This window comes from Arthrobacter sp. UYNi723, from assembly GCF_054057635.1.
In genome coordinates, this window is record NZ_JBSRZM010000005.1 from 32404 (window position 1) to 45727 (window position 13324).

General features: G+C 61.4%; 13 protein-coding genes. All 13 read left to right on the forward strand.

From position 1 onward, the window contains the following. The first annotated feature begins 36 nt into the window (after positions 1-36). Positions 37-336 (forward strand): hypothetical protein, encoded by a 300-nt coding sequence (locus ACVWY0_RS05420; protein WP_485835770.1) that lies wholly within the window; start codon positions 37-39, stop codon positions 334-336. Beyond that, the gene (locus ACVWY0_RS05425) at positions 329-676 is read left to right on the forward strand and encodes a hypothetical protein (RefSeq protein WP_485835771.1); all 348 of its coding nucleotides are present in this window, start codon (positions 329-331) and stop codon (positions 674-676) included. Before ACVWY0_RS05420 ends, ACVWY0_RS05425 begins: the two co-directional genes overlap by 8 nt. Before the next feature lie 38 nt (positions 677-714). Further along, positions 715-1326 carry a hypothetical protein gene (locus ACVWY0_RS05430; protein WP_485835772.1) on the forward strand — a complete coding sequence of 204 codons (612 nt, stop codon included), beginning with the start codon at positions 715-717 and terminating at the stop codon, positions 1324-1326. Positions 1327-1373: 47 nt separating this feature from the next. Next, a complete protein-coding gene (locus ACVWY0_RS05435; RefSeq protein WP_485835773.1) occupies positions 1374-1763 on the forward strand; it encodes a hypothetical protein in 390 nt (129 codons plus the stop codon). 415 nt (positions 1764-2178) lie between these two features. Next, on the forward strand, positions 2179-2412 hold the full coding sequence (locus ACVWY0_RS05440) for a hypothetical protein (protein ID WP_485835774.1): 234 nt from the start codon (positions 2179-2181) through the stop codon (positions 2410-2412). Then, on the forward strand, positions 2409-2732 hold the full coding sequence (locus ACVWY0_RS05445) for a hypothetical protein (protein WP_485835775.1): 324 nt from the start codon (positions 2409-2411) through the stop codon (positions 2730-2732). The genes ACVWY0_RS05440 and ACVWY0_RS05445 overlap by 4 nt, the downstream gene beginning before the upstream one ends. A gap of 91 nt (positions 2733-2823) precedes the next feature. After that, positions 2824-4056: an AAA family ATPase gene (locus ACVWY0_RS05450; protein WP_485835776.1), complete on the forward strand. Its 1233-nt coding sequence runs from the start codon at positions 2824-2826 to the stop codon at positions 4054-4056. Positions 4057-4204: 148 nt separating this feature from the next. Further along, positions 4205-5899, forward strand: coding sequence for a hypothetical protein (locus ACVWY0_RS05455; protein WP_485835777.1), 1695 nt, complete (start codon positions 4205-4207; stop codon positions 5897-5899). A 138-nt stretch (positions 5900-6037) separates the two neighbouring features. Beyond that, positions 6038-8035, forward strand: coding sequence for an AAA family ATPase (locus tag ACVWY0_RS05460; protein WP_485835778.1), 1998 nt, complete (start codon positions 6038-6040; stop codon positions 8033-8035). A 128-nt stretch (positions 8036-8163) separates the two neighbouring features. Further along, a complete protein-coding gene (locus tag ACVWY0_RS05465) occupies positions 8164-11094 on the forward strand; it encodes a UvrD-helicase domain-containing protein (RefSeq protein WP_485835779.1) in 2931 nt (976 codons plus the stop codon). A 150-nt stretch (positions 11095-11244) separates the two neighbouring features. Then, the gene (locus ACVWY0_RS05470; protein ID WP_485835780.1) at positions 11245-11838 is read left to right on the forward strand and encodes a hypothetical protein; all 594 of its coding nucleotides are present in this window, start codon (positions 11245-11247) and stop codon (positions 11836-11838) included. A 49-nt stretch (positions 11839-11887) separates the two neighbouring features. Then, the gene (locus ACVWY0_RS05475) at positions 11888-12442 is read left to right on the forward strand and encodes a hypothetical protein (RefSeq protein WP_485835781.1); all 555 of its coding nucleotides are present in this window, start codon (positions 11888-11890) and stop codon (positions 12440-12442) included. An 82-nt stretch (positions 12443-12524) separates the two neighbouring features. Beyond that, entirely contained in the window at positions 12525-13307 is a 783-nt protein-coding gene (locus tag ACVWY0_RS05480; protein ID WP_485835782.1) for a type II toxin-antitoxin system PemK/MazF family toxin, read from the forward strand. The last annotated feature ends 17 nt before the right edge of the window (positions 13308-13324 follow it).

Here is a 13324-nt window from a genome sequence, read left to right on the forward strand (position 1 = left end):
CCTGTGCTGACAGCCCAGCAGAAAGAAGGAAGTCCAATGTCGCGCAAAACTTACACCCTCAACAGTGTCTATCGCCCCACCGAAGGCACCGGCATCATCCACATCACCTTCCATGACCTGCGTATGTCCACCCGCAAGAATGCGGAAGAACTGCTCAACAGGCAGCTCGCCGCCATCATGCAGGACCGGCCGGCCAACGTCGTCGTCACCGCTGGCTTCATCGAAGAGAAGCGCTTCGGCTCCAGGTGGAGCTACGCACTGAGCACCGTCACCCCCACACAAGCAGTGCACCCGCCATCCAGGACCAACACCCGAGGAGCACTCCAACATGTCTGAGATACACCCCGAGGACGCACTGTTCAACGCCGGCACCAGCGATGGCTACTACGAGATCGTCGGAGCGAGTTATACGCCAGGTGACGGGACCACCGCCAGCACGGTCACGATCGACCTGAGCACCATGGACCGGACCGGCTGCCTGCTCACGCACGACTACAGCACCGGGGAAACAGTTCTGAAGTGGGACACAGAGCCCATGGACCCGGACCTCTACGGCTCAGCGGACGACGTGCAGACAGCTGTCGAGGACATCACCCGCGGCAGGTTGGACCACGGGGCACTCTTCGAGTCGTTCCAGGCCCAGATGACCGCCGGTGGAAGCGCCACCGCGCCATGACGGAAAGAAAGCATCCATCTCTTAGGCATAATTCTGAAATGGGGAAAAACAACATGAAGAAGAAGCCTGACGAAATCAGGTTCTACCACGGCGGCTTTCCGGGACTTGTTCCCGGCGATTGCATCCTGCCTTACACAGACACAGCCCTCAGCTTGAGGCGGAACTACGATTTGTTCGACCCCAAAAAGATGTTCGTCACGACATCACTGGAGTTGGCAACCGCATACGCCCTGCTCTTTGCCCGGGTCGCACTTGGACTGCTGCCGAACTACAAGGGTCCTGCGCTGGGGTCGGTGTATGAGGTCAAGGTAAAGGGACCGAAGGAGGCAGACGAGGACTTTGCGGAGCTGGCACCGTCACGCGGCGGCCATTTCAGTTACTCGGTGCTGCTCCCGCCTGTGGTCATCAAAGTGGTGGAGGACGCCGTAAAAGCAAGTCCTCCGCGGGAATACAGGCTCTTTGCTCCGTTTGAAACGTGGGCATCCCCGGATGGAAAGGTCTACCCGATGTGGACTCATGATGGGTACATGTTGCCCAATGCAGTTGACACCGCAAAGGGACACACCTGGCACGGGATAGAAAGCCAACTCAAGATGGGGCCTTTCCCGGGGAAGGACGTCCTGATCCAAAAAGGTCTCTACCAGAACTGAGGCGATAGAACGCCTGTCCTCCTTCCAACCCAGTACAACGGAGACCCATGAGCACGCACCCAATACCCGCCGAGACCCATGAACCGGATATGCCGACCGACTGGCCGCACGGTCACGTTGCCGTCGCCAGGGCTGAGCGGGACGGGGTCTTAGCAGACCTGCTCACCTCGAACGTCGCCGTGACGCTCACGGATGACGCCGAGGACGAATGTCTCGCGCTCGATATGGGCGATACGCGCCACTTCCTGCACTCCAGCACTGCGCGCGAGCTCAGCAACATGCTGCTCGCCCTCAACGGCCAGCCCGTCCGCATCACGGTCCACGGAGTAGAGCACCGCGCAGGCGGGGCCGCCGCCCGGACGCTCAACAAGGAACTCATGGCGAAGATCAAGGAGTGGAACCGGACCGCGATAGCCGCCGGCATGCCGCCCGTCTAACCAAACCCCTCCTCCGGGCCGTCAAGCCCGTCCAAAAAAGACCGTCAGCCCTTACCGGGATGGCGGTCTTTTTTGTGCCGTGGCGAGGGACGGCAAAAGAGCAACGGCATAAAACCTCACTGCGTGAGGCATGGCTGCGCCATATCCAGCCTCTGGCTGTTTGCTACGCGATGCGTAGCCGGGAGATGCGATGGCGGGGAGCGCTACTGAGCGCCTCGCCCGCCGCGAGATGAAGGTTCCGGGGTGCAGGTACATCCAGTTTGGGCTTCGGCTGCTGTCTAGAGACAGACAGCGATGTTGCGCTTGCGATGAATTCCACCTGCACCCCGGCGCTGGAGTCTTTTTCTTTCTCTTCCACCACGAGCTTGACCCTCGTCCATCCTTCGCGTCACCGACACGAGAAAAGACCAGAATCATGTCCTCCACCATCAGCATCGTCAACAACACAGACCTGAAAACAGGCATGAAAATCGTCATTCCGGCCGGGGACACGCTCGCCATCAGTGGCGAGGTGTACCCCAGCAACATCAGCCCCGGATTCATCGTCGCTGAGACCGAGATCGGCTCGCTCTACTTCGCTGGTGAGAGCACCACGAAGGTCCTGGTTTCCGACGAGTCGGTTGTTTGCGTCTGCAAGGCACCGCGATGAGCGCGCCACAGGGGACCCAGGAACCCGAGTCCGAGGCCGCCGGCAGCAGCGCCAGTGATCTTGATGGCCTGGATCAAATCCACGGCCATATCTGCAACCACTGCCGACTCGCCTGGGTTGGCGGCTTCGACGAACAGGAGCTGGGTCTGGACCCCGAGACCAGCTCCACCTTCAGCGACAGCGCCCGCGCATTCGCTGAATCCGCCAGGCACATCAGCTGTGCCGATGAGGAAGACGCCGGCAACGGCTACTTCGACTGCCTCATCTGCGACGAAACCAGCATCGGCGGCTACAAAGCCGTCGCCTACATGGGGCCCTGACACCCGCTTCACGCCACCGAAAAGCATTCAAAAAGCCACACACCAAAGCTCCCACCACGCACAACACACACCTAAGCCAAAGGAAATCATCATGAAGTTCACTCAGACCCTCATTGACGTCATCGCCGTTGACCTCGACATGGAAATCGTCCCCGCCCTGATGGGTGAGCCGGGCATCGGCAAGTCCTCCTTCGTCGAGGAACTGGCCCGGAGCATGAACACCAAGGCGTTCGTACTTCCCTGCAACCAGCTGGCTGACAAGGCTGACCTGACCGGTGCGCGCCTGGTGCCCACCGCCAACGGCAAGAGCTACTCGCAGGTCTTCTACCCGCACCACGTCGTGCAGGAATCCATCGAGTACGCTCTGGCGAACCCGCGCGAGAACCCGCTGCTGTTCCTGGATGAGATCAACCGGACCACTCCGGATGTCACCTCCGCTGCACTGACGCTGGTGACCCTGCGCCGCCTGGGTTCTGTGGCTCTGCCCGACAACCTGCGCCTGATGATTGCCGGGAACAACAAGGGCAACGTGACCACCCTGGATGAAGCGTCCCTCTCGCGCTTTGCGCTCTACAACGTCGAGCCTGATGCTGCCACCCTGGTGAACATCCTCGGTGACGGCTTGAACCACTGGGTTGCCAAGGTGCTTACCCAGTACCCGAACCTGGTCTTCCAGAAGTCGGCCCCTAACGGCATCGCCGTTGACGGGGACGCCGATGACGACGACAAGACCGCGCAGGCTTCCGTGGCCGATCTCTTCGACTCCGGGGAGGAGATGCTCCAGCTGACCACTCCCCGAACCATCGACGCCGTGAGCCGGTGGCTCAACAAGGTGAAGAACGAGACGCTCCAGGAGTACCTCCAGACCCCCGTCTCGATCGAGGGCCGCGACACGACCCTGCTCAACGAGATCCTGGAAGGCCACATCGGCAACACCGACTTCACCACGCACCTGGTCTCGAACATCTCCGAGACCCTGGCCAGCGGCGGGGCCGGAAACACCGTCACGCACAAAGCCCCCAAGCCCAAGGTCTACGACCAGCTCAAGGGCGCCCAGACGGCTTCAGACCTGATGGACCTGCTCAAGGGCCTCAGCGACCGCGAGAAGAGCGGCAGCCTGCTCTACGCCCTCTACGAGAAGGCCGACAACAGCCGTCTCATCGCGGAACTCGCCGCGGTCACCGCAAAGCTGGAAACCGAGCACACCAAGGATCTGGTGAAGCTGGCCTCCAACTCCCAGCTCGATGAAGGCAACGTCAACGCCTTCCTGGACACCGGTGAGCCCATCGCCGAGTCCATGCGCATGGTCCTGGGCATCTTCTAACCAGCCCCCGGGCTCCTCGTGCGGGGTCCCGCTCGAGGAGCCCGGCACCCCAACCCAGTTCCATCCCGCACAGAGTGCTGCAACGGAGCCGACTCATCAGAGTCGGCTCCGTTGCATTGCTCCCCCTAAATCAGAAAGAAGGCCCACCATGGTTCTGACCATCACCAATCAGAAGCCCACGCAGTTCAGCCCTGTGCACAAGCTCCCCGTTTCGGGCGATTACGATCCCGTGGCGGGCATCACCGCAACCATCGTTGAGCCGCTCTACACCCCGCTCAACCAGACCCACCCCGTTGCCATCAGCGACTCCAAGGGAAACACCCTGGACCAGGATGAGACCACGCAACTGGTCCTGAACTGCCTCGGCGACACCGTGGACGCCCAGGCCGAAAACACCGTGAAATCCCTAATCGCCCAGGGCAGCATCTACTACGACCAGAAGTCACCACTGCTGGTCAACGAGATGTTCGCCGTCCAGGCCGGGGTCCAGTGCAAGCTGCCGACCCCCACGCCCACCTGCATTTACACCGCGCAGTCGGACGTGATTCCCGCGGCCAAGAAACTCCTGGCCGGACAGGTCAATGACGCCGGAGAGCTCTTCGCCTCCATCGCCTACGCCTACCACCCGGAAACCCTGGCGTTCTGGTTCCAGTCCAGTGCCGCTTTCGATGACTTCAAGACCTGGCTCAGCGGAACCACGGCCACGTTGAGCGCTGTCCTGCCTGCCGACACCACCAAGCTGCTGAACGAGTTCAGCAAAATCTCGCTGAAGGGACTCACGGAGTCGCTGCTGCTGCGCAAGGACGACGGGGACGAGAACGAAGAATACTCCTTCGCCCGGGTCATCATCCACATGCTGATGGAGTACGTCCGTCAGAACGAAGCAACGGCAGCACAGGCGAACACCACCCCGGAGACCGGCGTCATGCCGTTCCTGCTCTCGGAGCTGTACTCGCCGCGGACCCTGGTCATCGTCAACGTCGAAGCCCACGCCCGGGCGACCGGAAACAAGGTCGCCTCCGAGTGGAAGATGATCAACACCTCGATCGCTTCGCCGGTGAAGATCCTCTCGAACAAGTCTCTTTCCAAGCTGACGGCTCTGCCCCGTGCAGCAGCCAAGGCCCAGGCGGCTGCCACGAACATGAACAAGGCCAACCAGCAGCACGGCCGTTCCGCACAGGTGAAGTTCCGCAAGCAGGCCCCCAGCAAGGTCGATCTGATCAAGGATCTGACGCGTGCACTCAAGCGCATGGGCCAGGTCAACCGGTCACAGAACATCTACCGGAAGGTCAAGTCCTCCTTCGTCAAAGCCAACCGCCGCGACCCGGATGACTGGAACAAGCCCGGCCGGATGGTCTCCACCCACTACATGCCTGACATCCACGTCTACGTGGATACCTCCGGTTCGATCAGTGAGGAGAACTACCAGCAGTCCGTGATCATGCTGATCTCGATGGCCAAGAAGCTGAACGTCAATCTTTACTTCAACTCCTTCTCGCACATGCTCTCCCAGGAGGTGCTGCTGCGCACGGCCAACAAATCAGTCGGCCAGATCTGGAATGAGTTCCGGAAGATCCCCAAGGTCTCCGGTGGCACGGAGTTCAAGCAGATCTGGGACTACATCAACATGTCCTCGGCCCGGAAGCGGCGCCTGTCCCTGGTGATCACTGACTTCGAGTGGTTCCCGCCCACCACCCGGGAGGAACACCCGAAGAACCTCTACTACGCGCCCTGCTCCTCCATGGACTGGGCGACGATCACCCACTACGCGCACAAGTACACGACCAACATGCACCACATCGAGCCGGCCATCGCCCAGCGAATGCTGGGGCTGATCCTCTAGCTCGATTCAGCAAGACAGCACCACCAAGCAGCGCAAGTCCTGTGGGGCGATTGGCACCAAGCCAGTCGCCCCACAGGCGTTTACAGCCTCTGTGCAAACAGCCGGAGGCTCCATAAATCATCAGGAAGGAGCCCCGTCATGGGTCTCAACAACTTCACCACGGGCAACTCAGGCAACGGCAACACACCTCCCTCGGGCGGCGCCGGCTCCAACCCTCCTCCGATGCCCTCCATGGCCAGCATGACCGGGTCGATGGACGACATCACCGACATCCTGCTCAACTACAACGACCGCTTCAAGAACGCTGGTGCCACGCTGTTCCGCGACGACGTCATCACCCAGACGATCTCGGTCATCATCGGCAAGAACAAGCCCAACGCGCTGCTCGTCGGTGCCGCTGGTGTGGGCAAGACCAAGATCGTCGAAGACATCGCCCGGCGTATCGCCAACGACGATCCGCTGATCCCGAAGAACCTCAAAGGCCACACCATCTACGAACTGCCGCTGTCCTCCCTGGTGGCAGGGGCCGGCATCGTGGGCCAGCTCGAAGAGCGCGTCACCGCACTCGTCGACTTCATCTGCGATCCCAAGAACAAGGCGATTCTCTTCATTGACGAGATCCACCAGCTGACCACGGACCGCAGCTCGACCTACGAGAAGATCGCGCAGATCATCAAGCCAGCACTGGCGCGGGGCGACATGCACGTCATCGGTGCCACGACTCTTCAGGAGTCGCGGTCCTTCGACGACGATCCGGCCTTCAACCGCCGGTTCTCCCGGCTCATCGTGGACGAGCTAAACCGCGAACAAACCCTGGAGATCCTGCTCGCAGCCCGCGCCGGGCTGACCTCCCACTACAAGCACCAGATCACCGTCACCGACGATGTGCTGGCGACAGTCACAGCGGTGGCCGATGAGTATGCCAAGGCGGGCCACCACCGCCCGGACAACGCCCTCACGCTGCTGGATCGTGCCATGGCCGACACCGTGCTCGATTTCAACAAGCGGCTGGCCGAGGCAACAGCGACCCAGAACACCGCCGCAATTGCGATGCTCAATGCCACCGCCACCATCCCGACCACTGAACGCCGCGTCCGTCAGGTCGCCATGCGCCTCATGACCGGGCACGCGCAGAAGGAGAGCCTGAATGTGCAGCAGCTCAGTCAGGAGCTCTCGCGCATCCAGGGCCAGGACAGCATCACGGAAAAACTGGTGGAGACCCTCCACCGGGATGACCTGGGAGTCTTCCCGCGCACCACGCCCCTTGCGTGGCTGTTTGCGGGAGCCTCCGGCGTCGGCAAAACCGAAATCGCCAAGATCATCGCCAAGGAGCTGACGGGACAGCCCCCGATCATCCTGAACATGACCGAGTACCACTCCCCGGCGGCCATCAACCGCATCATCGGGGCTCCGGCCGGCTATGTCGGTTCCACCTCGAACGCCGAGCTGCCCTTCGATTGCCTGGAGTCCAACCCGTACCGGGTGATCCTGCTCGACGAGATCGAGAAGAGCGACCAGTCGGTGCAGAGGCTGTTCCTGTCGGCCTTCGACGAGGGCTACATCAGGACCAGCCAGGGCAAGGCAGTGGACTTCTCCAAGGCAATCGTGATCGCCACGACCAACGCCGCGAAGGAGACGATGAGCACCAAGTTCGCGGGCTTCGGTGCACGGAATGTTCCCACGCACGGCAACCTCGTGCGCGATCTGGAACAGCACTTCGACACCGAGTTCCTGGCACGGTTCAGCGAGATCGTGGGCTTCAACCCGCTCAACGCTGATGTCTACCGGGAAATTCTCCAGGGCAGCTACGTGCGTGAGCGCGAGCTGATCTGCAAGAACCAGCCCCGCAAGGCAGCCCTGTTGCCGGGCACCATCCCTGAAGACGAGCTGTACCGGCTGGCTGAGACGACGTACCTGGAATCCCAGGGCGCCCGACCGGCAATCCGCACGGCACGCCGCCACATCGAGGACACCCTGCTCCACGCTGCCCTCAACGCCAAGTCAGCTTCCCAGGCTTGGCCTGCCGCCGGACCCTCCGAGGAGAGCACCGACGACGCCGAAAGCGCCGCCGACGGCACCACAGAGGCCGGGGCAGCCACGGAGCACACCGAAGAATACAGCGACTCCCACCGCTGATCTTCGGGCTTGTTTGACCCCTGTTTGACCATGTCGCAGCGCAGCTGCCGGCTCAACAACACAGCGCCCGCTGCGCTGCGGCATGTCACCACACACACCCTCACACACGAGAAAATCAAGGACCCATCATGCCTATCGAACTCGATAAACTGACCGCTGTCGCCAAGACCTCCAGCACCAACGGCCCCAAATTCTTCAGCAAGATTCTAACCGGCAACGGCAAGTCCATTGGCCTGATCAACCAGACCGTCCGCCCGGGCCGCGACACCGTAAGTGTCAGCGCCTTCACCTCTCCGCACGACGAAATCACCCGTAAAGCCAAGACCACTTCGGGTGCTGTCACCACGCACATGATCCCCATGGCTCCACTGCTCGCCAGCTCGCTGCGCGACAATCGCGATATGGGACTGAAGATGGCCGTGCCCCATGTTGACGACCGCTTCCATGTCACCGCCAACGCACCGAAGCTCGACTTCGACGTCTTCGTGGACCTGACGCCCCAGGGCATCATCTTTTACGAGGACGCAGCCGGGGACAAGATCACCAAAGAACTCAACATGCAATACCGCATGGAGGTCTACGTCGTCGACAAGGCTGCGCCTTCGGACGCCGTCACGCTGATCGACTACGCGTCGCGCAAGAGCCACAAGGAATTCGCCGTGATCGACTGGAGCTACACGCCCCTGGACCACATCGAAGACCTGATCAAAAGGGCTACCTCCGGCCGCGGCGTCTCCGGCCACTCGGTCTCGGTCAACATCGACGATCTGGCCGAGTGGATGAGCGAGTACGACGTGTACGAGCGCATCTGCCGGTTGGCTGATTTCTGGGCCAGCGATGACCTCGCCGATGAAATCTGCACGCACATCACGGAGCTGTTTGCCAAGGGAAGCCCCAGCAACACCGCCCTGAACGGACTCGCCTTCCAGCTGCGCTACCTGGAGACCTACAACGTCTCACTGGACGCCTACCGCCAGATCCACACGGCGCTGGCAGCCATCTGCCCTCCTGACATCGCACTGATGTTCTCCAAACAGAACCTCTCCCTGCTGATGAGCCACACGCTGGAGCACCTGAGCCAGATCAAGACCCAGCTGACCTCACCGCCGGCTGTAACGGCCACGGCAGTTGTCCCCGGGCACTTCTCCAACCAGCAGCGCAACGCGGTCATCACCGATGACCCGCTGGTCCTGGTGCAGGCCGGGGCCGGCACCGGAAAGTCCACGGTCATCCTGGGAAGGATCGACCACCTGGCGTCCCGGGGTGTGAACCCCAAGGACATCACGGTCCTGTCGTTCACGAACGCCGCGGCCGACAACATCATCGCCAAGAACCCGAACGTGGGCTCGATGACGATCTCCAGGATGATCCACGACATCTACACCGCGAACTACACCAAGCACGAGCTCTCCAGCATCGACACCATCATCAACAGCCTGGACATTTTCTACCCGAAGAGCGATCTCGCAGCCGCGTTCCGCAAGCGCCTGATTGAGGTGGCCAAGAACGCCAGTGGCGCCTTCACCTCGATGAACACCTTCATCGAGTCGCACTTCGACGATGTCATGGCCGTGCTCGACCGGATCGGCCAGACCTCCCTGGAACTGGAGATCATCGTTTGCTACCAGAAGATCGAGACGATGATCGAGCCGGCGCATGTGAAGTCGCGCTACCTGATCATCGACGAGGTGCAGGATAACTCGATCTTTGAGTTCATCTACGTGCTCAAGTACGTCGCCAAGCACAAGGAGAACATGTACATCGTCGGGGACTCCTCCCAGACCCTGTATGAGTTCAGGTCCTCGAACCCCAAGGCGCTGAACGCGCTCGAAGGTTCCGGAGTCTTCACCACCTTCAAACTGACGACGAACTACCGGTCCAACCAGGAGATCCTGGACTTCGCCAACGTGTCCCTCTCGGACATCGAGGCGAACCAGTACGCCAATATCCAGCTTCAGGCCAACAGCCTGGCGCTGCCGACTGCGGCGTCCTTCCAGGAGAAGGTCACCGTCGATTACCGGCCGTACCCGCGGGTCACCGCCTTTGGCGCCGATCTGCCGGGCATCATCCGGGTCTCTGTGAAGGAGTACATCGACAAGTGCCTGGCACGGGGTGAGCAAGTTGCGTTCCTGGCCTTCAGCCGCCGCGAAGTCACGGCGATGGAGGAAGTTCTGAAGGTGATGTACCCGGGGCGGAACGTCGCCAACCTGGTCTCTGACCGGACCTACTCGACGACTGTGTTCAGCGAGTTCATCAAGAAGTTCTGGAACGACGTGTGCCAAGTCAGCCCGGCAAACGCCTCCTTCACGGTGACCCAGGAGATCATCAAGAAGCTCGATCAGCTCACCCGCAACGCTGACAAAGCTGAGAAGCCCGTCATCAAGATGATGCAGGACTGGTGGCTGGCCAACAGCTCGGCCATCAACGGCTGGGTAGCACTCTGCGGCGCCGGTCAGATGACCAACGCCGTGTTCTTCGACAACCTGCGCGGATGCCTGCTCGATTACGAGATCCGCCACAACTCCATCAAGCAGTCGTTGATGAACCAGAAGAACAAGGAGCGCAAGGAGAAGAACCTCGCGGCGAAGGCCGACCTGGTCGTGAGCACCATCCACGGCTGCAAGGGCCTGGAATTCGACAACGTCGTGGTCATCCACAAGTACGACTCCCAGATGGACGAGTCAGCCAAGCGCATGTACTACGTGGCCTTCACCCGGGCCATGAACACGGAGTACATCCTCAGCTACGGGACGGTGAAGAACGCTCGGATCGAAACTGATCACAAGCTGCTGCTCACCGCCCTAGAGGAACGCGACATCCAGAACGCTGCGCGTATCTCCGTCGTCGGAGACGAGCCGACCATCATCGACGGAGACGTTGAAGAGGTCGATGTCGTCGACGGCACCAGCGGAACCGACATCACGGCTGAAGCCGACCCGGCCCCGATCCTCCTGGGCGCACCTGTGCTCATGAGCGCGGCCGCCGATGACGCAGCGGAGGACGAAGCAGCGGCCGACGCCGACAAGAAAGAAGGCGTCCTGGCCGGCGCTGTGGCTTAGCGGACAGGTAGTTCTCCGCGGCCGCGGCACCACAACACAGCAGAACCGTAAACAGCCAATGGGCGAGCCTGGCATCACGCCAGTCTCGCCCATTGGCTTTGCTGTACCCCACAGCCCCCACCCTCACTCACCACAGAGAAGAAATCAGCCATGACCAAGTACCGCGTCATTTCCGAGCCCTACCGGCTCGATCGCTTTTCACCCACCGTCCCCACGCATCGACGTGTACGCGGCGACGACAGCATCCAGCGCGTTGTCACCTACGTCGACGCACCGGATGTCCTGGTGGCCCTCAACGAAGCAATCAACCTCACGGACCACAGAAAGCACAGCATCACTTCGGTCGAGGAAGTTATCCCTTCTGAGGCGCTGTACTTCAGCGACCAGGAACTCACCGATGCGCTGCTCCGGCAGGAAGGCGACGAGCCGGTAGCCGGGCCCGAGACGCTGCACCCCGACGACTACGCCGGCAAGGTCATCTATGAGCAAGCCGATTTCACGGACACAGTTGAATCAGTGGCGACGATCCTCCGGGACACGCTGCTGCCGGGCCTGAGCATCACGCTGGTCGGCGACTTCGATGACAACTTCACCGTCCTCGACCTCCGCGACGAAGCCACGGGAACGTACCGATCGACGACTGCTGACGTGAAGGAACTGATCCAGGACCGGTCAGCCATTGGCTGGGACGGCATTCTGTCCATCGCCAAGGCGCTCATCGCCGCGGCAGAACCGCTGGTTTAGCCAACCAGCCCTCCCCACCACCTCCCACTCCAGAGAGAAGAAATCAACCATGACCGCCATGCCCCATCAGAAACCCGACACAGCCCGATTCGCCCTCGTCATCACTGAAGACGGCAGGCTGCTCAACAACACAGTGCACGCCACCCGAGCCGAACGCCGGGACGCCTGCGTTGAAGCGCTGAAGGACAATCGCAGGGACGTCCGGCAGGTCGATGTCACCGACATCCTGCTCAGCTTCGGCGGTGCGGATCCCGATAGCGCCATCGACGCGATCTCAGAGCATTACACCAGCTACGGCATCGACATCTACCTCGAAGACCAGCCTGTTCCCGAGGAACCCGTCGCCGGCGTCCCCGTCGCAATGCACTCGGTGCTCCAGAGCTACGACAACAGCGCCATGAACACCATCCTGCACTTCCCGACCAAAGAAGCCCGGACTGACCACCTGCGCCGGCAGCTGAACAACCTGACGGCCGCCGTACCGCCGGACGCTGCATTCTCCGACACCGAGCTGGCCTCAAAGGTGGAGCAGACCCTTCAGGGGCTGATCGACCAGAAGGTCAGCGTCCACCTGGTGACCTCGTTTTCGCCAACCTGGCTCTAGCCACGCTCTTGCATCCGGCCGGATGATGCCCCTGCGCACCAGCCGGGTGCCCACTTCTCTCCTGAAAGGACATTGTGTCCGCATGTCTACCGCCACCCTCACCAAACCTCTTCCGCGCCCGACCGCCGCCGCACCGCTTCCGAGCACTGTTTCTTCACACTCGCCTCACCTGCGAAGCGCGCCTTCGGCTCCGACCAGCCACCAGGGCCCGCTCCCCGCCCCGCAGGAAGCGCGCTACCTGCGCGGAGACATATGGATGGTCGCTGAAGATCCCTTACGCCCGCCAGTGGGCACTGAATTGTGGAGCAACCGCCCCGCGATCATTGTCTCCAACAACGTCACGGGGAACCACTCTGGGTTTGTGCAGATCGTCTACTTGACCACCTCAGCGCGCAAGCGCTCAGGCCCCACGCATATCCTGGTTCCTGCCCCTATGACCGGCAAGAACCAGCCCCAGGCTGAAGCCATGGCGCTGTGCGAGCAGATTCACACCGTCGACGTCTCACGGCTCAGGAAACCCCTGGGCACACTGAGCCGGAATCGGATGCACGACATTGATCAAGCCATCGCGCTCACATTGTCGATCGGCCGGAATCCGGACAGCTACGCACTCTTCAAGAAATGGGAAAAGTACATCCAGCTCCACGGCATCGACATGGCCGGTGAGATCCAGGCCCTGGCCGGTCACACCACCGACCAGCGCGTCGAGGCTCTCTCACGGGCCCTGGCTCTGGTCACCAGCGAACGGAACTCCTACAAGAGTCTCTACGAGACCAGCCAGGAGATGCCCGGTGCCCTGGACCTCGTCCAGGAGATCGTCACCGGACCCATGGACATCATCAAAGAAGCAGAGCAGCGCCCGTAAGCGCAGGACCGCCTGGA

Excerpts from the sequence above, each read along its gene's own strand:
- ACVWY0_RS05420 (WP_485835770.1), top strand. The coding sequence starts at position 37 with ATGTCGCGCAAAACTTACACCCTCAACAGTGTCTATCGCCCCACCGAA.
- ACVWY0_RS05425 (WP_485835771.1), top strand. The coding sequence starts at position 329 with ATGTCTGAGATACACCCCGAGGACGCACTGTTCAACGCCGGCACCAGC.
- ACVWY0_RS05430 (WP_485835772.1), top strand. The coding sequence starts at position 715 with ATGGGGAAAAACAACATGAAGAAGAAGCCTGACGAAATCAGGTTCTAC.
- ACVWY0_RS05435 (WP_485835773.1), top strand. The coding sequence starts at position 1,374 with ATGAGCACGCACCCAATACCCGCCGAGACCCATGAACCGGATATGCCG.
- ACVWY0_RS05440 (WP_485835774.1), top strand. The coding sequence starts at position 2,179 with ATGTCCTCCACCATCAGCATCGTCAACAACACAGACCTGAAAACAGGC.
- ACVWY0_RS05445 (WP_485835775.1), top strand. The coding sequence starts at position 2,409 with ATGAGCGCGCCACAGGGGACCCAGGAACCCGAGTCCGAGGCCGCCGGC.
- ACVWY0_RS05450 (WP_485835776.1), top strand. The coding sequence starts at position 2,824 with ATGAAGTTCACTCAGACCCTCATTGACGTCATCGCCGTTGACCTCGAC.
- ACVWY0_RS05455 (WP_485835777.1), top strand. The coding sequence starts at position 4,205 with ATGGTTCTGACCATCACCAATCAGAAGCCCACGCAGTTCAGCCCTGTG.
- ACVWY0_RS05460 (WP_485835778.1), top strand. The coding sequence starts at position 6,038 with ATGGGTCTCAACAACTTCACCACGGGCAACTCAGGCAACGGCAACACA.
- ACVWY0_RS05465 (WP_485835779.1), top strand. The coding sequence starts at position 8,164 with ATGCCTATCGAACTCGATAAACTGACCGCTGTCGCCAAGACCTCCAGC.
- ACVWY0_RS05470 (WP_485835780.1), top strand. The coding sequence starts at position 11,245 with ATGACCAAGTACCGCGTCATTTCCGAGCCCTACCGGCTCGATCGCTTT.
- ACVWY0_RS05475 (WP_485835781.1), top strand. The coding sequence starts at position 11,888 with ATGACCGCCATGCCCCATCAGAAACCCGACACAGCCCGATTCGCCCTC.
- ACVWY0_RS05480 (WP_485835782.1), top strand. The coding sequence starts at position 12,525 with ATGTCTACCGCCACCCTCACCAAACCTCTTCCGCGCCCGACCGCCGCC.